The sequence below is a fragment of the Clostridium sp. CM036 genome (genome assembly GCF_055081135.1).
Genome location: NZ_CM143652.1, coordinates 1356313 through 1378224, shown reverse-complemented (window position 1 = coordinate 1378224; position 21912 = coordinate 1356313). Strand labels below are relative to the sequence as shown.

The 21912-nt window shown below is 30.5% G+C and carries 22 protein-coding genes; 12 read left to right on the top strand and 10 right to left on the bottom strand.

Translation table 11 applies throughout. The annotated features are described in order from the left end of the window. Positions 1-373 precede the first annotated feature (373 nt). Positions 374-736, top strand: coding sequence for a hypothetical protein (locus ACWJKE_RS06465; RefSeq protein WP_462959281.1), 363 nt, complete (start codon positions 374-376; stop codon positions 734-736). Between the two features lie 270 nt (positions 737-1006). On the opposite strand, the gene ACWJKE_RS06460 is transcribed toward ACWJKE_RS06465, so the two are convergent. The 3 genes from ACWJKE_RS06460 to ACWJKE_RS06450 form a co-directional block, all read right to left on the bottom strand. Continuing rightward, positions 1007-2035, bottom strand: a complete 1029-nt coding sequence (locus tag ACWJKE_RS06460) for an alpha/beta hydrolase (RefSeq protein WP_268064179.1) — start codon at positions 2033-2035, stop codon at positions 1007-1009. A gap of 405 nt (positions 2036-2440) precedes the next feature. Further along, positions 2441-3058: a TetR/AcrR family transcriptional regulator gene (locus ACWJKE_RS06455; protein WP_216302938.1), complete on the bottom strand. Its 618-nt coding sequence runs from the start codon at positions 3056-3058 to the stop codon at positions 2441-2443. 73 nt (positions 3059-3131) lie between these two features. Next, positions 3132-4487 carry an MATE family efflux transporter gene (locus ACWJKE_RS06450; protein WP_462959280.1) on the bottom strand — a complete coding sequence of 452 codons (1356 nt, stop codon included), beginning with the start codon at positions 4485-4487 and terminating at the stop codon, positions 3132-3134. A 503-nt stretch (positions 4488-4990) separates the two neighbouring features. On the opposite strand from ACWJKE_RS06450, the gene ACWJKE_RS06445 reads away from it, so the two are divergent. Continuing rightward, on the top strand, positions 4991-5749 hold the full coding sequence (locus tag ACWJKE_RS06445; protein WP_462959279.1) for a hypothetical protein: 759 nt from the start codon (positions 4991-4993) through the stop codon (positions 5747-5749). A 218-nt stretch (positions 5750-5967) separates the two neighbouring features. On the opposite strand, the gene ACWJKE_RS06440 is transcribed toward ACWJKE_RS06445, so the two are convergent. Beyond that, positions 5968-6183 carry a Tn3 family transposase gene (locus tag ACWJKE_RS06440; protein ID WP_220287075.1) on the bottom strand — a complete coding sequence of 72 codons (216 nt, stop codon included), beginning with the start codon at positions 6181-6183 and terminating at the stop codon, positions 5968-5970. Positions 6184-7034: 851 nt separating this feature from the next. Between ACWJKE_RS06440 and amrA the strand changes: the two genes are divergently transcribed. The 7 genes from amrA to ACWJKE_RS06405 all read left to right on the top strand — a co-directional run bounded on the left by amrA (position 7035) and on the right by ACWJKE_RS06405 (position 11942). Continuing rightward, positions 7035-8408: an AmmeMemoRadiSam system protein A gene (gene amrA / locus ACWJKE_RS06435; RefSeq protein WP_220320082.1), complete on the top strand. Its 1374-nt coding sequence runs from the start codon at positions 7035-7037 to the stop codon at positions 8406-8408. A gap of 11 nt (positions 8409-8419) precedes the next feature. Beyond that, positions 8420-9406, top strand: coding sequence for an AmmeMemoRadiSam system radical SAM enzyme (gene amrS, locus ACWJKE_RS06430; RefSeq protein ID WP_462959278.1), 987 nt, complete (start codon positions 8420-8422; stop codon positions 9404-9406). 46 nt (positions 9407-9452) lie between these two features. Then, the gene (locus ACWJKE_RS06425; RefSeq protein ID WP_462959277.1) at positions 9453-9641 is read left to right on the top strand and encodes a hypothetical protein; all 189 of its coding nucleotides are present in this window, start codon (positions 9453-9455) and stop codon (positions 9639-9641) included. Positions 9642-9792: 151 nt separating this feature from the next. After that, a complete protein-coding gene (locus tag ACWJKE_RS06420; protein ID WP_462959276.1) occupies positions 9793-10281 on the top strand; it encodes a hypothetical protein in 489 nt (162 codons plus the stop codon). Positions 10282-10456: 175 nt separating this feature from the next. Then, on the top strand, positions 10457-10894 hold the full coding sequence (locus ACWJKE_RS06415; protein WP_462959275.1) for a LytTR family DNA-binding domain-containing protein: 438 nt from the start codon (positions 10457-10459) through the stop codon (positions 10892-10894). A gap of 24 nt (positions 10895-10918) precedes the next feature. Next, on the top strand, positions 10919-11320 hold the full coding sequence (locus ACWJKE_RS06410) for a hypothetical protein (RefSeq protein ID WP_462959274.1): 402 nt from the start codon (positions 10919-10921) through the stop codon (positions 11318-11320). A gap of 16 nt (positions 11321-11336) precedes the next feature. Continuing rightward, complete coding sequence (locus tag ACWJKE_RS06405) at positions 11337-11942, top strand: methyltransferase family protein (protein ID WP_462959273.1); 606 nt, start codon at positions 11337-11339, stop codon at positions 11940-11942. Positions 11943-12269: 327 nt separating this feature from the next. Here ACWJKE_RS06405 and ACWJKE_RS06400 read toward each other — a convergent pair whose 3' ends face one another. The 4 genes from ACWJKE_RS06400 to murQ are packed head-to-tail and all read right to left on the bottom strand — an operon-like array spanning position 12270 to position 16540. Then, entirely contained in the window at positions 12270-13115 is an 846-nt protein-coding gene (locus ACWJKE_RS06400) for a MurR/RpiR family transcriptional regulator (RefSeq protein ID WP_216302943.1), read from the bottom strand. Positions 13116-13148: 33 nt separating this feature from the next. Beyond that, positions 13149-14228, bottom strand: coding sequence for a DUF871 domain-containing protein (locus ACWJKE_RS06395; RefSeq protein ID WP_462959272.1), 1080 nt, complete (start codon positions 14226-14228; stop codon positions 13149-13151). A gap of 27 nt (positions 14229-14255) precedes the next feature. Then, positions 14256-15617 carry a PTS transporter subunit EIIC gene (locus ACWJKE_RS06390; RefSeq protein WP_216302945.1) on the bottom strand — a complete coding sequence of 454 codons (1362 nt, stop codon included), beginning with the start codon at positions 15615-15617 and terminating at the stop codon, positions 14256-14258. Between the two features lie 17 nt (positions 15618-15634). Then, the gene (gene murQ, locus ACWJKE_RS06385; RefSeq protein WP_220287081.1) at positions 15635-16540 is read right to left on the bottom strand and encodes an N-acetylmuramic acid 6-phosphate etherase; all 906 of its coding nucleotides are present in this window, start codon (positions 16538-16540) and stop codon (positions 15635-15637) included. A gap of 392 nt (positions 16541-16932) precedes the next feature. Here murQ and ACWJKE_RS06380 point away from each other — a divergent pair, with 392 nt between their 5' ends. Then, positions 16933-18585: a thiamine pyrophosphate-binding protein gene (locus ACWJKE_RS06380; RefSeq protein WP_220320041.1), complete on the top strand. Its 1653-nt coding sequence runs from the start codon at positions 16933-16935 to the stop codon at positions 18583-18585. Between the two features lie 129 nt (positions 18586-18714). Here ACWJKE_RS06380 and ACWJKE_RS06375 read toward each other — a convergent pair whose 3' ends face one another. Both ACWJKE_RS06375 and ACWJKE_RS06370 read right to left on the bottom strand, forming a co-directional pair. Beyond that, positions 18715-19173, bottom strand: a complete 459-nt coding sequence (locus tag ACWJKE_RS06375; RefSeq protein ID WP_258280710.1) for a LemA family protein — start codon at positions 19171-19173, stop codon at positions 18715-18717. Between the two features lie 121 nt (positions 19174-19294). Next, complete coding sequence (locus ACWJKE_RS06370; protein WP_220287083.1) at positions 19295-21226, bottom strand: DUF2207 domain-containing protein; 1932 nt, start codon at positions 21224-21226, stop codon at positions 19295-19297. Between the two features lie 94 nt (positions 21227-21320). Between ACWJKE_RS06370 and ACWJKE_RS06365 the strand changes: the two genes are divergently transcribed. Together ACWJKE_RS06365 and ACWJKE_RS06360 are read left to right on the top strand one after the other, a co-directional pair. Then, on the top strand, positions 21321-21596 hold the full coding sequence (locus ACWJKE_RS06365) for a hypothetical protein (RefSeq protein WP_220287084.1): 276 nt from the start codon (positions 21321-21323) through the stop codon (positions 21594-21596). Beyond that, positions 21589-21753: a family 4 glycosyl hydrolase gene (locus ACWJKE_RS06360; RefSeq protein ID WP_220287085.1), complete on the top strand. Its 165-nt coding sequence runs from the start codon at positions 21589-21591 to the stop codon at positions 21751-21753. Before ACWJKE_RS06365 ends, ACWJKE_RS06360 begins: the two co-directional genes overlap by 8 nt. The last annotated feature ends 159 nt before the right edge of the window (positions 21754-21912 follow it).

The window sequence follows — 21912 nt, the reverse complement described above, 5'->3', positions numbered from 1 at the left end:
ATTCAAATAAAAATATACTGTGATTAATTATCTAGTATTAAAATTGAAAATAATAAACAATTGGAACATTTAATGCAATTTAAAAGATAAAAATTTATTTTCGAGTCCGGCATAGGAGCCAATAATTTTATGTATACTGAGTAAATAAGTTAACAGAAAGTGTTTCACAAGCTTGGGCCAAAAGAGAGGGGAAGAAATATTTCTTAATAAATGAAAAATACTCTTCATTAATGTATATGTTGGAATGTCCCGATGTACAAGTTAGCCTTGCCTTACGAAAGGGCCTGATGGATATTTTCGCTTAAATAAAATTATAGATAATAATTCAGCTGTTGCTATATTAGATGGTCCAGATGTATTATCACGTGACCTATTGGACTACACATTTTATAAAAAGGATGAGGTTGAATACCTAAGGGCAGGTGGTGCTACTTATGTATCAGAAGATGCAATTGAAACTTTTCCAACAAAGAATAAATTCAAATTTACAATTAAGAAAGACGGATATGCTAGCTGGTATAAAATAGATAAGGAATCAGCTGGTAAGGAAATTACTGTAGATATACCGAAGAATACAGCCTTTGTAGTTTATGATAGCAATGGAGTTTTAGTGAATGATTCTCTAATTACAGGTATTAAAAAGGTTACATTGTCTAAAAATGGAACAATCGTATTTTTAGGTAATGCACAATCAAAGTTTACGATTCAATATAAGGAATTTTCAAAGCGATTATAATCATAAATTAGAATATTATTAATTAATAATATTCTAATTTACAAATTGTATTGTAATCAATTCACCATATTTTAAATATTATGGTGGAGATATGTATTGAGGGAAAAAGTGTTAGTTATCCTTATTATTTTAATTTCTATAGTATATTCACATTTACGTAGATAGTATAAAATTGCTACTGGTGTGGTTCAGACTTTTGTTGGCGAGGTCCCATACATAAAACAAGGATTTTTTAATATCCTTTAAAATTAATTTTTATAACGCTCATGTTTACTTTAATGCATTTAACTTATTTATAACTTCTATTATATAACTATTTACTTCATTAGGTTCATATTGATGTATATAATGAGGACTGTTATTAACAATTTTCTGCTTACTATCCGTTGACCAAGACTTAAAATCTTCTTGACTATTTTTCCATTCACGATCTTTTGCTTCTTCACCAGACGTTAATATTCTTAAAGGTATTTGACCTAAATACCCAAATTTCTTTACAATCAGTGCATTTGATTTTAAATTTACTAATTCAGCTGTTTTGTTCTTGTTTGTCATAGTTTTTAAATACATTGCAGTATCAACATTTTTTAAATCTAATGGCACAAGTGATAGTTGATTTCGAGATGAGTATGTTGAATTATAAAATTTTTTTGAGTAATTAAACAATAATCTGATTATTCCTTCATTTTTCAAAACTGATTTTAGTTTCATAGATGATATTGGATTTTGATTAATTTCTTCATTCGCATAAAATTCTGGACTTCCACCATCTATCATGACAATTCCTTTAACCTCATTTTTATACCTTTGGGCAAATCTTATAATTTCCAATGAACCCATCGAATGTCCTACAAGTATATATGGAGCCTTTTCCCCTGATTTTTCAAGCAATTCATGCATTTCTTTTGTAATTGTATCAATATCTCTACTTGTATTAGACACTTCGCTGTATCCATATCCCGGTCTTTCATAAACCACAGTTCTTGTATACTTTGATATCTCATTATATAAAGGATAAAAATCAGCATATGGACTTGGTGTGCCGAAGCCTGATACAAAAACTACCGTTGAATTTCCTTTTCCTTCTGAATAAACATGCATATTATGACCATTAACTTTAACGATTTTTCCTGGTACACTATATTTCTTGCTATCAGAATATAACCCGATTCTTTCATATATTAAGCCTGATATACTTATTAATAGGATCACTGTAATAAAGAAAATTGTAATATTCCTAAAACCTTTAAAAATTTTCTTTCCAATATTCATTTGAATTTTCTCTGTTTTATTTTTCATGTAATTCCACTCCTTATTGATTTTTAATTTCACGGAAAATTCTCTAATAGGAGAAAACTTGTCGCCAATTTTAACATTTTTCATAATAATATTCAAAACCTATCTACAATATTAGTGTACTATATTAACAGTACGCTGATATTATACTCGTGTCAACAAAGAAATTGTAGTTATAAAAAAACCAAAAATCCATACAATATAATATATACAATCTTTTAATTTCAGCTGCAAAATGGTTCATATCTTTATCTAATTTAAGTTTTCTTCTATCATAGGATTGTTTTGACACCTTATTAATGTTAAAAAGGCATACAAGATAATTTAAAAATTATCTTGTATGCCTTTTATAAAACCAAAAATAAATTAACATATAAATGTATCTATAGTATTTATATGTTATGTTAATTATAATGCTATTACAAAACTACCCTTTGGTAAGCCTAAAATTTTCTCTACCATATCAGTTAAAGCCTCTGATTTCTTTATGATTTGTTCTTTATTAAATCCAAAGACTCCAGGATCAAGTACAAAACCACATTCTGTCAGTATGAATTCTGCCACTTCCCTTGGATATTCCGTATGAAATATACCTTCATCCACTCCCCGTTTTATAATATCAGTAAAAACAGGGAGTTTACTAGTTATTCCCTGAACAATAACTTTATGATGTAAACTCGTATTTTCATCATAATGAAGTACTTCAACGAGTTTATCCTCTTCTTTATTTTCTTTTGATTGAGCATAGATTTCAACCACTCTTATTAACATTTGAAGCGCATTAATATTGTCATCTTTTGTTTCTTTCTGAAGCTTATTAATCAACACCTCAGAATTCCTTGCAAATATAGCAATAAACATATCTTCCTTGGATTTAAAATAGTAATAAAATGTTCCCTGTGATACGGATACTTTTTTTACTATATCGCTTACCGAAATTTCATTGTAACCTATAGTTGAAAAAAGTTCTTCTGCAGCATCCATAAGCTCATTTTTTCTTTCTTTTGGATCTTTTGAAATTCTCAAATAAAAGTCCCCTTTCTTCCTACTAAGGCTATTATATTAAATCGATTGACATAAGTCAATTAACTAAAGTTTATTATAATGTACCTATTATTTTAATATTTAAACGCTTAATCTTAGGACATACTAAAATTAACATAATTACAGTGATAATAAAATCTGTAATAGGCGTTGAAAACCATATTCCATTTATACCTATAAATTTAGGCAGAATAATAATAAGTGGAACTATTATTACAATTTGACGTAGCAAACTTAAAACTATAGAATATTTTGCTTTCCCAATGTATTGGAAATAGCTTACCCCTATTATAATAAAGCCTATTATGGGTGTGCTTATAGAGAATATTTTCATAGCTGGAGTTCCAATAGATATCAATGCCGAACTATTTTTCCCAAATATAACGAAAATGTTTTTACTAAACAATTGAAAAATAATAAATCCAATTGAAGATATAATACTGGCGGCTATAACAGATAATTTAAGAGCCTCAAGTACCCTGTCATATTTCCTAGCTCCATAATTGTATCCTATTATAGGCTGCACACCTTGATTTATTCCATATATAGGCATGTAAATAAGCATAATAAGACTGTTTATAATTCCATAAGCAGCTACAGTAGTATTTCCACCATAATGCAAGCACTGTTTGTTAAAGAGAATAGTAATAAGACTCATGGACAGCTGCATTACAAAACCGGAAACACCTATAGATAGTGAGGAAATAATAATATCTTTTCTGAGTTTTAAATTCTTAATATGAATTTTGATTGAAGCATTCCTTAAAAAGTATGGTGATGTAGAAAAGATTGTCCCTATGGCTGTAGAGAGTATAGTTGCCAGTGCAGAACCTGCAATTCCCAAATGAAATACAAATATGAATAAAGGATTAAAAATTGCATTTAGAATAATTGATATAAGAAAGTTTATCATAGCTCTTCTAGCTTTTCCTTGCCCTTTTATAATATTATTCATGGAATAGCTTAAAATTTGGAAAGGGGTGCCAATTAATAAAATTCCAGTATATATTTTTGCATACTCTAGAACTTTACCACTTGCTCCAAATATGGAAAGCATAGGTGTCAGAAAACTGTAGCCTAGGATCATTAAAACAATAGAAACTATAAAAGATAATGTAAATGTATTTCCGACTATAATTTCACATTTTTCAATATTATGCTCACCTAATTTTATTGATACTAATGAAGTCGCTCCTAAACCAACCAACATTGAAAATCCCATTATTGCTAAGGTTACAGTATAAGATATGCTTATAGCGGAAATTCCCAAAACACCAATGCCAATACCTACAAATACTCTGTCGCAAATATTGTATAGTGAATTAGCAAGCATAGCTATTATAGATGGAATAGAGAACTTGAATAATAGTTTTCTTACACTTTCTGTTTCGATTTCATTAATTTTTGACATGTTATTACCTCCCAGACAATTATTGACTTAAGTCAGTCATTTATTATTCTATACTTATGACTGACTTAAGTCAATAATGTAAAATAATAACTCAATATATATGATACGAACATTGCTGATTTGGGGGTCCATGGGAGTGGTAGGTCGACCGTAAGGGAGAGACAATTCTTTAGAGGGTAAAGGAACGTTAGAAAAAGCAAAAGCTACCATGGTTCAAACCAACAGGAATAAAGCGAAAAGCAGTAATTCCAAAGGGAGGTAACAGATGAGAAATACTTCACTAATAATGAAGTCCACATTACCCAACAATGTCATATGGAAACAAATTAATTTTATTCATGTTTACAGATATGTAGAAAAATTGGAACAACGAATATATTAATATTTTTGCATATCATTTAGAATTAGAGGTATTGTAAGAAAAATGTAGAATAAGTATGAATGCAGTATATTTATAGTAATTACTTGTAGAATAATTTTGTTTTCGGAGGTATGCGTAAAATATGAAGGATTTTTTAATTATGGGTTTTCTAGTTTTAATTGGAGGAATTATCTTACTTTCAATAGCAATAACTATTATGTTTATTACAAGGAAAATAAAAATAATAAATCCTAAAATAATATATATTATGCTAGGATTATTTCCTATTATTTTGTTAGTCATTCCTACTGCATTAGTTTCACCATATAAAGGCTATTCTATTGAAAATTTATCACTTTCAATTCCAAGATGTATATATTCTTTGGAGATACTATTAACTGTAATGGTGATTTTAGGTATAGTTAATATGTTCCCAGGGTCTACCTTTGTCAGTAAAGATATAAATTACAGTGCTAAGAAAATTGGCTCAGGAGTAAGACTTTTACAGTATTCTATTTTTGGTAACATACTTTATATAATACCAACATTAATATTCATAATATATGCAATTAATTTGATAATTAACACTCCAAATTATGGAAAAGACGCTTTAGGTACCTTCTCTTGGTTTTTCATATGGGGTGTATTGCTTTTTCCAGCAGCTGCACAGCTTTATGTTATTCTAGCAATTTGTATAATTTCTATATTAACTTTAGCAGTTATATTCTTTATAACATCTGTAAATGGAACTATTCGAGTAACTTCAGTAGCAGTAGCAAATAAAAAAATTCGTATATTATACACTATTTCTATGGGATTACCTGTAATCAATGTTATTAGCATGCTTTTCCTATGTTATATTGCAAAGAACAAATTAAAGATTGAATCTATTTATTTTTAAGTTTATTTTTGTTGAAAATCTATGGATAATAAGGGGCTATAGGTACGGCGCCTCTGAATCTTTGTAAAACGGGTGGACAAAAAAGTGGATATAAAATCAAACCAACTAATTAAGAGATCAATTATTAGTACTTACCAATCGTATCTGACTTTTATTTTTACCATAATAACAACTTCCTTGCTCTAAAGAGGTTGTTATTATAATACTTTATGTGTTAACTAATGTTCATTTCTGATAGCATCCAATGCCTTTTTTTCGTATACAACGATTCTTTTAAGACCATTTTCTGATTCTCCACGGTTTAGCTGTGCTAAAATACGCCTACGATAATCTTTGTCATCCAAAAATGATAGTTTATGAGTGGTCTTAAAAATTAGTCCAAATTCTCCAATTGCATGACCCAGTATGGTTGGATGTCCACCTCTTAGGAACATTTTGATAGGGGTTCTAATGTTGGTAGCTCTAAGGAAGAGGTTCTTAGAGAAAAACTTGCATGGTTATTCCAGGAAACATTTGGTGAGGTGATAGTGTACTGGCGTTTGTTGTAAATAATAGTGTTAAGAAAATCTTAGAAAAGAGTTTTATTATTACTATCACAACTGCTTATGGCCTGTATTTTTAATTTATTTATCTATCGCACTAGATTACTTTACTTGTAAAAAATACGGTAATCCTCAGCAAGATTAATCTAATCATATATTTACAAATAAAGGTAGTCATACTGCCGTTTCGGTTCCATTGCTATAAATGCCCCCATATTTGATACAAAATCATTCCATATAATGAGATGTTATATTTAACAGACTTTCTCGTATCCATTTCTTAATATACCTAATAGCTTGGCATTACTGAGTCCAGTTTCCGTAAGTTCCCCTACAACATTCTCTACCATCTTTAAACCTTGTAAAGCATAAGGATGTAAATTAAATTGGCTAAAAAGATTATGTATTTAATATAGCAATAATTATAAAAATCAATAGAAAAATATTAACAATAGTAGAAATACACATGGTAATTAATCTTTTCTTAACGGAAAGCATGGTATAAGAATAGAAAACTTTGTTGTTGTGGAGGAAATTGAAAACATATTATTTCATTATAAAGTGGCCAAACTAAGCTAATGCTAAAAAACCTTTATGGATATGAACACTAAGTAGTGGGTAAAATATTTATGCATATAAAAATAGATTAGGCTAGAATACTGACTTGATATTTTTTTAAATGATATTTAAAGTAATGAATAGGAGAGGTGATTACAACGGGAAAAATAAAAGCTTTTTATACAATGCCACATCCACCTATAATAATTCCAGAAGTGGGACGTGGAGAGGAAAAAAAGATAAAAAACACATACGATGCTTGCGTGCGCATTGGAGGCGAAATATCAGAGTTAAAACCAGAAGTAATAATAGTAGTGACACCACATGGAACTATGTTTTCAGATGCCATAGCTCTTTCTTTTGAAAGTTCTATTTCAGGAAATTTAAAGCAATTTGGGGCGTCAAAAGTTTCTATGAATTTTGAAATAGACATGGATTTGACAGGGAAAATTATGGCTAAGGCACGCAGTAATAATATACCAACGGTAGAAGTAAGCACAAGTTTTCTTAAAAAATACGATAGAGAATATGAATTAGATCACGGCAGCATAGTTCCACTGTACTTTGTTGTTGATAGGTATAATTCTTTTAAGCTTGTTCATATTACCTATGGGGGGCTTAGTCCTATACAGTTATATAAATTTGGTAAACTCATTAAAGAGGCAATAGAGGAGAGCAATGAAAATGCTGTATTTATTGGAAGTGGTGATCTTTCACATCATCTTAAAGATGAAGGACCTTATGATTATAATCCCTATGGAGAAGTGTTTGATGCCGAAATAATAAGTCTATTAACAAAGGGTGATGTATCAGGAGTATTTAATATAAATACAGAAATGGTTGAAAATGCTGGAGAATGTGGCTTAAGGTCTTATTATATAATGCTTGGAGCAATGGAAGGTAATGAAATAAAGGGAGAACTCCTTTCCTATGAAGGCACCTTCGGAGTGGGCTATGCGGTAATGAAATTTGACCTTAAAAACAGTGATAGAGATATATTATCAGAAATTACTAATGAAAAAAGAAAAAAATATGAGGAAAGAGTAAATAACGAAGATGTTTATGTTAGGCTTGCCAGAGAAAGTCTTACTCATTATCTAATAGAGGGTAATTCCATGGATCAGCCAAACTATGTAACAGAGGAAATGATAAATAATAAAAGAGGGGTATTTGTGTCTCTTAAAAAATTTGGGCAGTTAAGGGGCTGCATAGGTACAATTTTTCCTGTAACAGAAAGTGTAGCAAGTGAAATAATGCGAAATGCCATTGAAGCAGGAGAAGGGGACCCAAGGTTTAGTCACGTATCGGAGGGAGAACTTGAGGATATTGTGTTTTCCGTAGATGTTTTAACGGAGCCTATAGCAGCTATAAAAGAACAATTAGATCCTAAAAAATATGGAGTTATTGTGAGAAGTGGTAGAAAGAGTGGACTACTATTACCAGATCTTGCTGGTGTTAATACCATAGAGGAGCAAATAAGTATAGTATTAAATAAAGCATCAATTTCCCCAAATGAAAAATATTCTATAGAAAAGTTTGAGGTTATAAGGCATAAATAGGAGTGGTAATTATGGAAAAAGAAGCTTTGTTTTATGAAAAACAAGGAGAGGTAGTTAAATGCAAACTTTGCCCTCATAATTGCCATATTCCATCAGGCGCTCATGGCATATGTAATGTACGGGTAAATAGCAAGGGAAAACTTTATACGATAAATTATGGAGAAATAACTTCTATGGCTCAAGATCCCATAGAAAAAAAACCACTATATCATTTTAAGCCAGGAAGCAATATACTTTCTGTAGGAAGCTTTGGTTGCAATTTTAGCTGTGGGTTTTGCCAAAATTACTCTATATCCCAAGGGAGAGCAAAGAGCGAATATGTACCACCAGAAAAATTAGTGGAAATATGCAAAAGTCTGGAAGGTAATATTGGGATAGCATTTACATATAATGAACCTTCTATTTGGTATGAATATGTATACAATTCATCAAAACTATTAAAAGAAACGGTAAAAGATATAAATATAGTGGTGGTTACGAATGGCTATATTAAAGAAGAACCTCTAAAGATACTTCTTCCATATGTGGATGCTATGAATATTGATTTAAAAGCGTTAAACAACAAGTATTATAAGGATATATGCGGAGGCAGTGTGACACCTGTTATGGATACTATTAAAATAGCATCAAAACAGTGTCATGTAGAGGCTACTACTCTACTCGTAAATGGAGAAAATGATTCTGCAGAAGAAATTGAGGGAATTGCAGGATTTATTGCCTCATTAAATAAAGATATTCCACTTCATTTATCAAGATATTTTCCAAACTATAAGATGGATAAATCTGCTACAAAAGTTGAGGTAATGTATAAAGATAAGCAAATAGCAAAAAAATATCTTAACTACGTATATTTAGGCAATGTAGCGGGCACAGATAACTCAACTTACTGCCCAAAGTGCAGTTACAAGCTTATTGCAAGAGAGGGATACCAGCTTCATGTTAATACTAGTGATGATATATGTCCAAAGTGTGGTTATAAAATAAATATTATACTTTAAATTAACAATAATCTCCAAAGCTAAATTTATTTTGCATAAATATAGTTTGGAGATTTTATTTCAAGAGATGTCTGTTGACTTAAAACCAATTCAAGCAAATATAATGAGTCACGAATGGTTCCTGTTCAATGAGAATATAAGCTTTAAAGAATATTTCACTTTAAATGAACAGAAGACTGGTAAAGAAAAGAAATACTATTATGGATGGAATAATTTTAAAATTAACTTTATGTAATTGTAAAAATTTCATTGGTGATTTATGTTCCATCTTTAAGAATAAAAAGAAGCAAATCGTTGATACTGCACATAGGGTATCTTAGAACTCTATTAATGTACTTTATTTACATATAAGAATATTTATGTTATATTTATAAGCAAATACTCATTTGGCGGTGATTTTTATTTTTGTATTAGAAGGATTAGGCTATTTGCTTTTGCCTGTATTGTTTTTAAATGTTATATTTATAAAAAAATTTGATGATAAAAAATTATCAATATATACCAACATTCAAAAAAATGTTATGGAGGTTTCATTTTTATACTTGATTGGCATAGGTATGATATCTTTAAGTAATAAAAGTATATATATTGGATTAAGACATATAGTGATATCATTAATCATAGTTTTAATATTACCCATGATTATATTTAGTTTATTAAAAATTAAAAGTATTAATATATTTTTTTTGAACTTAAAACTAAAACTGATAAAAGTGTTTAATGCTACATATTGTATCCTCATAGTGTTAATAATATTATTCCATTTTTTTTATAAAGAAAATTATTTAAATAAATATTCATTTAATGCTATGTTTTATTTGATCTTTATATATTTTTTAATTAATTATACAAAAGAAAAGAAAGAAGAGTTCTAATTATAATGGTACCTATAGACATGACACTTTGAAAAAAGGTGTTTAGACTATAGGTGTTTTTTATGCTTAATATTTTTAAAAAATGTAACTTACGAGGTGCTATAAGCAGCATAAGTGTGTGACGATTGTTACCATCTAATACCTATGATATGCTTTTTTTGAAAGGAGGGAAGTTATGAGAATAATAATAATTGAAGATCCTTTAATGGAAGATATCGAGGTGAAAATACTATGTAAAGAAAGAACTATCTATGTTGATCATTTAGCAGCTGAGCTATCTAAGGATCAAATAACTATAAGTGGCAAAATAGAAAATGAGTATACACGGATTTTTTCCGATGATATCTATTATTTTGAAGCTGTTGATAATAAAATCTATATTTATTGCGAAAAAGACGTATATCAAAGTGATATGAAATTATATGAGTTAGAAATAAAATTATCAGGTGCAAAATTTGCTCGAATAAATAAGTCTTGCCTTATGAATATTGCAAAATTAGAAAAAGTAAAAGGTCAAATTAATGGCCGGTTGCTTGCAACTTTATCAAATGGAGAAAAACTAATTATTAATCGTAGCTATGTACAGGAAATTAAACGAATTTTAGGGATATAATTTATAATAGAATTGGAGGAAGCAATGAAAAAAATAAATCAATATTTCTGCAGTGGTTGTGTTGCCTTTACTATAACAATAATTTTAGTAATTATTATACATCTTATAAACCATCAAGTAACCATTGGTGTAAAATCAGAGGCTAGTTTGCTATTTTTGATTTTATTAATACAATCAGTTCTGTATTTTATGGAAAATATTCATGTTAAGTCCCCAATTATACATATAGCTTTTGAATTATTCATAATTATAAGTGTGGTTTTTTCTATTGGAATACCACTGAAGGTTATTAAAATTATTTCTTTACCTTCAGTAATAGAAATAATTTTAATAATTGCTGTGGCCTATGCAATAGCTTGTTTAAGCTTATATAAAGATAGTAAAAATGATGCAAAAGATATAAATAAGAAATTACAAGAAAAATAATAAGGAGGTAATATATATGTATTTGTTTGGGAATACATATTTCGAGTTAATAACTATTAAGAGAACTTTTCAAGTGGTATTCATTTTTTTTCTGATTTCAGAAATATTTATTTGGTGTTTTACTTCTTGGATCAGTAGAAAACATTCAGGAGAGAAACGAAATGGAGACAAAGGGTCTTACTTCTTACTTGTAACTGGTTTTGTATCCATAATATTTTTAAATCTTGTTTGTAGAAAGCAAATCCACTTTATACTTCCAATGTTGTTTTTCTGGATAGGTATTTTTTTTATTATCATTGGAGTTTTGTTCCGATCTTATTCTGTATGGACTCTACGTAATTTTTTTACACTATCTGTACAGGTGAATTCAACGCAAAAAATAATTCAAACTGGTCCATATAAATACCTAAGACATCCATCCTATAGTGGAAGTATATTATCCTTAATTGGTATTACATTATCTTTTAGAAGCTTTGAGGGGGTTATAGGAACTTTAATTATTATTGTTGTAATCTATGGATATCGAATTACAATTGAAGAAACAATATTAGAAAAAACCTTTAAAGGAACCTATAAGGATTACAAAGATAATACTTATAGAATTATTCCATTTATTTGGTGACTAATAAACGTTTTCTTGAATGGGTTTTCGGCGCATAGGGTTAAGTACCTAAGGTATTGCGTTACGTAGAAGCGATACCTTAGGTGAAAAATGGAAAGTATAAACGAAAGGTGAGCCTTCGTAATCTTCGTTAAAGAAGATAAGCTTACTGCGTTGTGACAAGCTTAATATGGATAGGAAAGATTGAATCGCAGTGCAATAATAGATGTTGAGGTACCCGACCACCTACATTCAAACTAATAAAAAAGCCACAGTAAAAAATATACTGTGGCTTTTTTGATTCAATATAACATCTTGGTTTTTTCACACCAATATACTTAACTTCCCCTATTTATACAATTCTTTAACTGCTTCTCTTGTTTCAATTAAGATTTCTTCTACTTCTTTTATATTATTTCTAACCATGCCTATAAATAACATATCTATTATTGCTAGCTGTGATATTCTCGAGCTAATTGCACCTTCCCTTAAAGATTTTTCTACTGCTGGCACACGTAATACTACATCTGAGATATCAGCTATCTTATTATTTACACTAGCCTTTGTTATTGCTATTACTGGAACCTTTCTCTTTTTTGCATTTTCTACACATTTAATAACTTCTCTTGTTTCCCCTGAGTAGGATATTGCTATTGCTACATCACCTGGCTCCATTAGTATAGATGAGGTTATTTGCAAATGTGTATCTGTATGTGATATACATCTCTTATTTATCCTGCTTAACTTATAATAAAGATCTTGACCTACTAAAGCTGATACTCCTACACTGAATACATATATATTTTTAGCATTTATAAGTAATTCTATTGCATTATCTAGTTCGTCTTCCTTTAAAAATCTAACTGTCTGTTCCATGATAGAATCTACTGAATTTTTTATTACATGAATTATATTCTTTGTTCCTAAATCTTTATCCAAGTATTGAAACCCTATATCTTGATCCATTTTATCTAAATTTATGGATAACTTAAGCTTCATTTCATTTAAGCTATTAAAACCTATTTTTTTAGCAAACCTAACCACTGTTGGAGCTGATGTTTTAGTAGTATAGGCTATATCCTTAGCTGACATTGATATAATACTTTTCTTAGTTTCTAATAAATAATTTGCTATTAATTTTTCACTATCTGTAAAACTATCGTAATTTTGCCTTATATATTGTAATACATTCATAATATCACACCCTATTTACATTTGATGTTAGCTCTATTTATTTACTATATTAAAGTAAAATTTTTTACCACCATTTATATATTTTAATAGATAAATATGATCTTGTAAAACAGAAGCTACAACATTTGTCCTATAATCACTCTTTTGACTTGTTTTTAATATTTGTAATTCTCCCATATACCTCATGTAATTTTCGTTATCTATAATAATATCTCCATAATTTTTATCCACTGTATTTAAGGCCTTTATTTTATTTCCATTAAGAACTAATCTACTTTCACTAGCTCTTATAGCATCTCTAGCCTCATCTTCTCTTTGGGTGTAAGTTTCAGTAAGTAATCCTAGGGTCACAGTATCATATTCTTTTAATTCTATAAAAAGCTCTACTGCATCTGGATTTAATCCAGATAGATCTTCTAGTTCTTTTTTGCTTGGAAGTGAATCACCTATAAATACAGATTTATTTCCTAATGCAAACAAATGATTCGCAGCCTCTCTTACTTCTATACCTCTATGATCTTCTAAACTTGGTAGGCCATCATATAATGGGCCTCTTTTTCTATTATTTGATTGTACAAAAGCAGAAGATTCTATTCCTCTTTTACTTAAAATAGAATTTTTTTCTTTCATACATTCTTCTGAAATACCTGTACCCACTCTTGGATAAAAATTATGTAATGCATCAACATTTTTATAATTAGGGGAATATCTATCTAGGTTTTCAAAAAACTTTTTAGTTATTGTTGATGCATTTAGTTGTATTTTAATTCCATAAGTGTTTTTGCTCATTTTAGATACTTCTTCTTCTGTATATCCAAAATCTATTCTTATAGTCTTAACCCCTATATCAAATAGTCCCTTCAAATCCATATCATTTAAGTCTAAAAACTTAAATGTGTTAGGAGAAATATCGCTTATTATATCCATATTATATTTTTTAGCCAATTTGAAAAATTCTTGTGCCTCAGTCTTTAAGATACTATAATTTGCCTCTGGTATATGAAATGAGGTAAATATTCTAGTAAATCCAAGTTTATGGGCCTCATTTAATAACTTTATATTTTCTTCCTTTGTATTGTCTAGTCCAAAATAAATAGAAAAACCATAACTCATAAAAATCCCTCCTCAAATCATAGATTGTTATTCTACTGGATCTTCAAAACCTAACATGTTAGTAAAGAAATATCCACCTATATATGATACCAATACACCTAATAAGAATACTGGCATTTTTCCATTTGCAATTAATAATGCGAGTGGTAATCCTGATACACCTAATGCAACTGCTCCTACCTTAAATATTGCCATAACTGCTCCACCTAGTGCTGCTCCAAAACAAGCTCCAACAAATGGCTTTCCAAGTGGTAATGTTACTCCATATATTAATGGCTCTCCTATTCCTAAAAATCCTGGTATTAATCCATTTTTAGCTACTTTCCTTAATCTTTCATTTTTTGTTTTTCTAAGTACTGCTATAGTAGCTCCTACCTGCGCCATTCCAGCTGTAGCTAATATAGGAAGTAATACTGTAAATCCAACATTAGCTATTAAATCTGCATGTATTGGAGTTAATGCTTGGTGCATTCCTGTCATAACGAGTGGTAAGAATAACCCTCCTGATACTGATCCTGATATAACTGATATTATCATATTATCGGATGCAATAGTTTGAGCTACAACTATTCCTATACTATCTGAAACAAATCCCCCAATTGGTTGAAGTATAAATATTGCTACTAAAACCGAAAGTGTAAGTGTGACGAGTGGTGTAACGAATAAATCCAACACATCTGGTACAAACTTCCTGCAAACCTTTTCAATGTAACAAGCTAAACTTACTACTAATATTACTGAAATAATCCCCCCACGTCCTGGAGTTAATGCTGTTCCAAAAAGAGTTATCTTTGCAAGTGCTGCTGATGATAGAATACCACCTAATACTCCACCCATCATTGGCATTTGTGAACCGAATTCTTTAGCTGCATTTACACCAACTAAAATTGATAATATAGAGAATACGCCATTACCTATAAGCCCTATTATTTGAGCTGCTGTTGTGGTTTTATATACATCACCCAAATATACTCCTGCTATATTATTAACTGCAAGTACAAGCCCAGAAGCTACGAATAGTGGTATTAAGGGAATAAATATATTCCCTAGTTTTTTAAGTATGTTTTTAAACTTAGTGTTATTCTTTTCTTTTAATTTATTTTTAGTTTCTGCTACTGCATCTTCACCTATAACTGGATTTCCCCCAAGTATTTTTGTTACTTCTTCAGTTACCTTATTTACCTTTCCTGGGCCATAAATAACTTGTAACTGTCCCTCTGACTCAACCACTCCAAGGGCTCCTTCAGATTTTTTTATTTTATCTATTTTAGCTTTTGAAAGATCGTTAAGTTCTAATCTGCATCGCGTCATACAGTTTGTAACAGATTTTATATTACTTTTCCCTCCAACTAGCTCCACTAAGTTTTTAGCAATATCTTTATTTACCATAATATTTCCTCCCTATTTTAGATATTATTTAGTGCTTTTGCTATATATCCTTTATTTTCATCTAATATGATTTTTGCTTCCTCTTTATTAAGCTTTGATAATATCATGAATATTGAAAGCTTAACATCAAAATCTGTTTTATTTAATACTTCGGATGCTTCTTCAATAGCTACTCCCGTTGCTTCACAAATTATTAACTTAGCTCTCTCAACTAGTTTTTCATTTGTTGATTTTACATCTACCATAAGGTTGCCATATACTTTACCTAGCTTTATCATAACCCCTGTTGATAACATATTTAGTACTAGTTTCTGAGCTGTTCCTGATTTTAATCTTGTTGATCCTGTCACAACTTCTGCTCCAACTACTGGTTCTATTGATATTTTCGATGTTTTTGAAACTTGTGAATTAGCATTACAAGTAACTGAAATGGTTAATGCTCCTATTTCATTTGCATACTCTAGTCCTCCTATAACATATGGAGTTCTACCTGATGCTGCAAGTCCTACTATTGTATCATTCGCTGTTATATTTTTATTTTTCAAATCTTTTACTGCGAGTTCCTTAGAATCCTCAGCGCCTTCCTTTGCACTAAACATAGCTTGTTTACCACCTGCTATAATCCCTTGTACTAGTTCTTCAGAAATTCCATATGTAGGTGGACATTCTGATGCATCTAAAATTCCAAGTCTTCCGGAAGTTCCTGCACCTATATAAATTAATCTCCCACCTTTATACATTCTTAAAGTTATACAATCTATGGCTTCTACTATTTTAGGAAGTTCCTTTTCCACGGCTTCTGCTACCTTTTTATCTTCATTATTTATTATTTTCACCATTTCTAAGGTTGAAATTTTATCTATGTCCATGGTATTTTCATTTCTACTTTCTGTTGTTAGTTTTTTTAAGTTTAATATATCCATATTTCCTCCTTTAATGCTGATCATTTTTCTTTTGTGTACGGTTTCATCTTATGAGATTATATTAGCATAACTGAAATTACATTTCAAGTATTTTTTAAAAAAAAGTTATTTCATTTCATTCATGTTTTGTGAATATATTCCTTATCCTTCTTGCTTTCATTAATAATAACGTAATCAGTGATAAACCTAAGTATTTTCAAAAAATATAATGCATAAAACTTGAAAATTGTGCTACAATTAGTATAAAAATGTATAAAATATTCATATGATAGCATAGATTGGAAATATGAGCTTAATTGTATATAATGAATATAACAGAGAAATAAAGCTCAATTTTATCTAACATAGCATAATTCATAAAAAATAATTGAAATTTACGGAGGATATAACATATGAGAATAGCTGACGCTATAATAAAGACACTTTCACTTAATGAAGTGAATTACGTATTTGGAATACCATCTGCAACATTTGCGGGTATACTTGATGCTTTAAATGACAGTGATATAGAATTTATAATAACAAAGAATGAAGCAGGGGCTACTTACTGCGCTACAAAATATTCTGATTTATCAAATAAATTAGGGGTATGTATGTTGGCAGGTGGTGTAGGTGTAAACAATGCCATCAATGGAATTGCAGACGCGCAAAGAAATAAACTTCCTATGCTTGTTATAAATGGGGATATAAAAAGGTCTTTCATGGGCAAAGGTGCTTTGCAAGAATTTGATAATATAAAATTGCTTAGTAGCTTAACAAAATACTCGAAAAATATTCTAAATGAAGATGAAGTTATTGAAGAGATTGAAAAAGCGATTACAATAGCCATGACACCACCATGTGGTCCCGTTGCATTATCAATTCCTTTTGATATTCAAAATAATGAATTTAAAGGAATTCTTCCTACTAATAAAATAGTCATTGAAGCAATGCAGTTTGATGAAAAAAGTTTAAAAGAAGCTATTAATGAGATTAATAATACTCAAAAGGGATTAATCTTAGTTGGTAGAGGTTCAAGAGGTATTAGTAAAGAAATAAAAGCATTAAGCGAAAAACTTAAATGGCCTGTAATGTCTACACCCAATGGTAAAGGGATTGTGCACACAGACTTCCCTTATTATATTGGAAATTATGGATTTTGTTCAGCAGATGGAGCTGTGGAGTATGTAGAGAAAGAACAATTTGGTTGTCTATTAATCCTTGGTTCATCTTTAGGACAAGCTGCAACAAGGGATTACAAGGATATTCTCGTTAAAGATAGAAAAGTTATAAGAATAGACTGGGATGTAGCGGAGTTTAATAAAGTTTTTAAAGAAGATATTTCTGTTTGTTGCGACCTAAAACAAGCAGTAACTTTGATTAGTAACAATGTATCAGTAAAGGAAAATCCATTCATTAAACCTTTGATGAATAAGCCTTATGTAAAGAACCATACAGGGATGTCTTTAAGACTATTTACTGAAAAAATATCAGACTTACTGCCTGCGGATACTTGTTTCGTAAGTGATATGGGGGATTTTTTTAATTGTTTATTTAAGTATATGCCAATAAAAGAGACAATGGATTTTCAAACAAGTATAAATTACGCATGTATGGGAACCGGTGTAGGGGGAGTTGTAGGTTCATACTTAGCTAATCCTGATAGAACATATGCCGTAATGGTAGGCGATGGTGGATTTTACATGAATGGAATGGAAATACTAACAGCTAAAGAATATAATATACCTATTATCTACTTTGTTGTAAATAATTCAATGTTAGGACTTGTTAATAATGGATTAAATGTACTATATGGTAGAAGTTGCAAAGGCAAAGTTAAATTTGCTAAAAAAAGTATAGCTTCTATTGCAGACGCCATGGGAGTAGAAGCTATACAGATAACCTCAAATGAGGAAGTTAATAACATAAAGGACTTGCTACACAATAGAACACAACCATTACTTATTGAATTAGTTACTGATGGTTCAGAAATTGTTATAGATACTGATAGATTACAAAAAGTTAAATCATCTCCTGCGGAGAGCTGTGCAGATTCGAGAAGATGAATTTGAATTAAATGAAGAAGTAATAAATTAAGAGCATCCGTTTGGATGCTCTTTTATCAATCTCAGTCGCAAGTTATTTAGGGGAATGTCCCGGGGGACATTAACAAATTGGGAATACAATTTGTCTTGCTAAAACTTAATCTGCGGAGTAGCTTTTTCTTTCTCATCCACATTGAAGAAAGGTTCTTCTTTGAAACTAAACATGCTTGCAATCAGGCTTGATGGAAACATTTGTACAGAGTTATTGTAATCCATAGCAACATCGTTGTAAAATTGCCTTGCATAGCTAATTTTATCCTCTGCTTTTGACAATTCTCCCTGAAGCTCAAGAAAATTTGTATTTGCCTTAAGTTCTGGATATGCTTCTGCTACAGCAAACAATTTTCCAAGAACCTGTGTTAACTCACCATTAGCCTTCATCATATCGCCAGGTGTATTTGAGGAAAGATAGTTAGTTCTGGCTGAGGTTACTTCTTCAAAGGTACTACGTTCATGATTAGCATAGCCTTTTACAATTTCAACTAGGTTAGGGATAAGATCAAATCTTCTTTTTAGCTGTACGTCTATTTGGCTCCATGAATTCCTCACCTTATTACGTTTGATTATGAGGTTATTATAAAGAAAAATCAGTATCAGTACTAGTGCAGATATTATAATTACTGGAATTAACATAAAAATCGCTCCTTTATTCTTTTTTAATTATGACGCATTAAAATGCGCCACCGCCGCCACAACCGCCACCGCCACCGGAACTACCGCCACTAAAGCCACCACCACCACCAGAAGATGATGAATTCTCAGAACTTGCAACGCTTTGTGCTGTGGAAATTGCACCCTCCACGGTATGGATAGTATCATCAAACATTGCACCAAAGCCACTGAAGTAACCATAGCTTGCCCCATACATATAGGTGAGATTATTATTATTATTTAGATCCTCATCGCTGAAAACAATAGGAAGCTGTTTTATAACTTCCTTTGCGACGCCAAGAGAAATGGCGTATACAAGATAGTGTTCCCATAATATAATAGACGGAATTTCAGCTTTATCTAATCTGCTGAAGTCTTTTAAAAAGTTTTTGAAGGACTGCCACATTGCATGCTGCTCATTTCCATATGCTGTTCTTCTTTTTATTAATGTTGAGAAAATCACCATTATAACCCCTTGAATTATGGCAACTACAGCAATTGGAGTAAACAGTAGTAATGTAACAGCTATTCCAATTAATAAATAAGAAAATCCTGTTAATGTTCCAAGTAAGATTCCCTTTTTACAGGTTTGATCAAAAAAATCATTTTTAGCAGCTTCCTCACATGCGAGTGTATTCCATTTATCATAATCAGCCTTAAATTCTAGTGCTTCACTCTTTTCTTTAACATAATCCTTTATTTCATCAAGGGCAACATAATTTCCGTTTCCTATTTTACCTATAAACCAGCTTATCAAAAACTCTTCGTGCGTCTTTAAAGTTATTGATGGTGCTTTTTCATTTAAGGTAATTACATATTTATCTATCTCCTTACTATTAAAGAAACCCTTTTTAGTAATCTTATTTTGAGAAATTATAAGTTTCTTCTTTCTTGCAAGATCCATAAGGGTAGCCATTACATCTCTAGTATTTACTTTGCCAAAGGACATTAAAACACTCATTTCTGCGGGGGTATAATCACCCGGAAGCTCCCTGTAATACTTGCCATAAAAGTTTGGTTTAATTTCTTTATCATATTTTATATATATATAATAAATTATTGGAAACCATAACAGTATGAGAACTATTGCTAGAGGGTTGCCTACAGATTTACGCTGCGATTGCATTTCAACCTGCTGCTGCACCTCCTTCCTTGATTCCTCTCTTGTTTTATTTGCTTCATCCGCAAGGGTAGCTTCATTTGCCATTATTCTAGGTAGTGCAGTTTCATCTACTACATTACTCGATCCAGGAACAAGATTTATAGGGAATAAAACCAGGGTTTCTATAAAAGTACCCGGTGACACTGTAGGCACAGTAAATTCTACAGTACGGTTATCTAATATGGAAGATTCGCCTATAAGGGGCCCATGAGTAAATATTTTCAACTCCTCTTTTGTAGCTCCAGGTGGAAGTGTTATTTTTATTTTTATGTTATCCAATCTAGTTTTCCACCTAGAGTCAATTATCTTTCTGTTAAACTCTGCAGTGTCCTTATATTTTGTAACAGCATCAATTAACTTGTATTTTATAACAAAGGTTTTTTCTTGATTTTTTGAAACCTCAAAAAGCTTAAGCCTCGCCAAGGTTCCTTCCTCTATAAAGTTATAGGTGCCTGGTTTACCTGTGGCATCAAGAGAATTACCGGGATTTAGCTGAAGTTCTTTCAAATTATCATTTTCCAGTACATAAACTTTTTTGTCTTTTATGCCTTTTGTAAAAGAAAAATCAACATCTCTAGTAACTCCATTAAACTTACCGTCGAAATTATAAGTAAGCCGCTCTTCAAAGTTAGCTGAACCGTCCTTATTTACTATTACATTAATAGCATACCTAGATAAATTATATGTTTTAGTTCCCGAAGCATATACTTGTTGTCCAAATGTAGAGAGAGTAAAAAGAACAATTGCCAAAAACATTTTAGTAAAAATTATTGTGAAACCCTTTTTCATAAATTCACCTTCCTATAATCTTATTATATACAATTTATTCAAGGAATTCACTATATTTCATATTTTAACGTCATTTTAAAAGGAAAGTTTAATTATGAATGTAGCTAAAGATTTAAAATCAGTAAATAGAGAATTATGTTTTGAAAAATTTGAATTATTTAATACGTCATGCAAAGTCATTTATGAAAGTGACGATAAGGCTAGTGGATTTTCAGCTATTGAAATAGCTGAAAAATTAAACATACAAAGAACTAATGCCTGCAGTGATTTAAATGCTTTAATTAGAGAAGGAAGAATAGAGAAAATTAAAGGGAAGCCAGTTTTATATACAGTGAATAATTATGAGAAACCGGCTAAACGTGATGAATAATGGTACATTATTAGATTTACCAGACAATGTTGGTATTGAAAGAAATGTTATAGTTGATGGTAATGGTGCATACCCTATAAGTGTAGGACATCTACCAGTAAATAGACAAATACAAAATAAAGAATATTCAGGAATTCTGCTACAGCAAAATTTCTGATATAACGGGTGCTATCACTTCACCATTTTCAAGAGGAACAATGATTGAACTCTGCACACCAATTTAAGGTAATTATGGTATAATTAAATAGGAATTTTCTGTCGTAATACTTGAAAATGATGATTACATAAAGCTTGTAAAACAGTTTGATAGACAAAT

Coding starts and splice junctions, on each gene's coding strand:
- ACWJKE_RS06405 (WP_462959273.1), top strand. CDS start 11,337: ATGTATTTGTTTGGGAATACATATTTCGAGTTAATAACTATTAAGAGA.
- ACWJKE_RS06365 (WP_220287084.1), top strand. CDS start 21,321: ATGAATGTAGCTAAAGATTTAAAATCAGTAAATAGAGAATTATGTTTT.
- murQ (WP_220287081.1), bottom strand. CDS start 16,540: ATGGATATATTAAACTTAAAAAAACTAACAACAGAAAGTAGAAATGAA.
- ACWJKE_RS06440 (WP_220287075.1), bottom strand. CDS start 6,183: ATGTTCCTAAGAGGTGGACATCCAACCATACTGGGTCATGCAATTGGA.
- amrA (WP_220320082.1), top strand. CDS start 7,035: ATGCCACATCCACCTATAATAATTCCAGAAGTGGGACGTGGAGAGGAA.
- ACWJKE_RS06410 (WP_462959274.1), top strand. CDS start 10,919: ATGAAAAAAATAAATCAATATTTCTGCAGTGGTTGTGTTGCCTTTACT.
- ACWJKE_RS06415 (WP_462959275.1), top strand. CDS start 10,457: ATGAGAATAATAATAATTGAAGATCCTTTAATGGAAGATATCGAGGTG.
- amrS (WP_462959278.1), top strand. CDS start 8,420: ATGGAAAAAGAAGCTTTGTTTTATGAAAAACAAGGAGAGGTAGTTAAA.
- ACWJKE_RS06380 (WP_220320041.1), top strand. CDS start 16,933: ATGAGAATAGCTGACGCTATAATAAAGACACTTTCACTTAATGAAGTG.
- ACWJKE_RS06395 (WP_462959272.1), bottom strand. CDS start 14,228: ATGAGTTATGGTTTTTCTATTTATTTTGGACTAGACAATACAAAGGAA.
- ACWJKE_RS06360 (WP_220287085.1), top strand. CDS start 21,589: ATGAATAATGGTACATTATTAGATTTACCAGACAATGTTGGTATTGAA.
- ACWJKE_RS06370 (WP_220287083.1), bottom strand. CDS start 21,226: ATGAAAAAGGGTTTCACAATAATTTTTACTAAAATGTTTTTGGCAATT.
- ACWJKE_RS06390 (WP_216302945.1), bottom strand. CDS start 15,617: ATGGTAAATAAAGATATTGCTAAAAACTTAGTGGAGCTAGTTGGAGGG.
- ACWJKE_RS06445 (WP_462959279.1), top strand. CDS start 4,991: ATGAAGGATTTTTTAATTATGGGTTTTCTAGTTTTAATTGGAGGAATT.
- ACWJKE_RS06450 (WP_462959280.1), bottom strand. CDS start 4,487: ATGTCAAAAATTAATGAAATCGAAACAGAAAGTGTAAGAAAACTATTA.
- ACWJKE_RS06400 (WP_216302943.1), bottom strand. CDS start 13,115: ATGAATGTATTACAATATATAAGGCAAAATTACGATAGTTTTACAGAT.
- ACWJKE_RS06460 (WP_268064179.1), bottom strand. CDS start 2,035: ATGAAAAATAAAACAGAGAAAATTCAAATGAATATTGGAAAGAAAATT.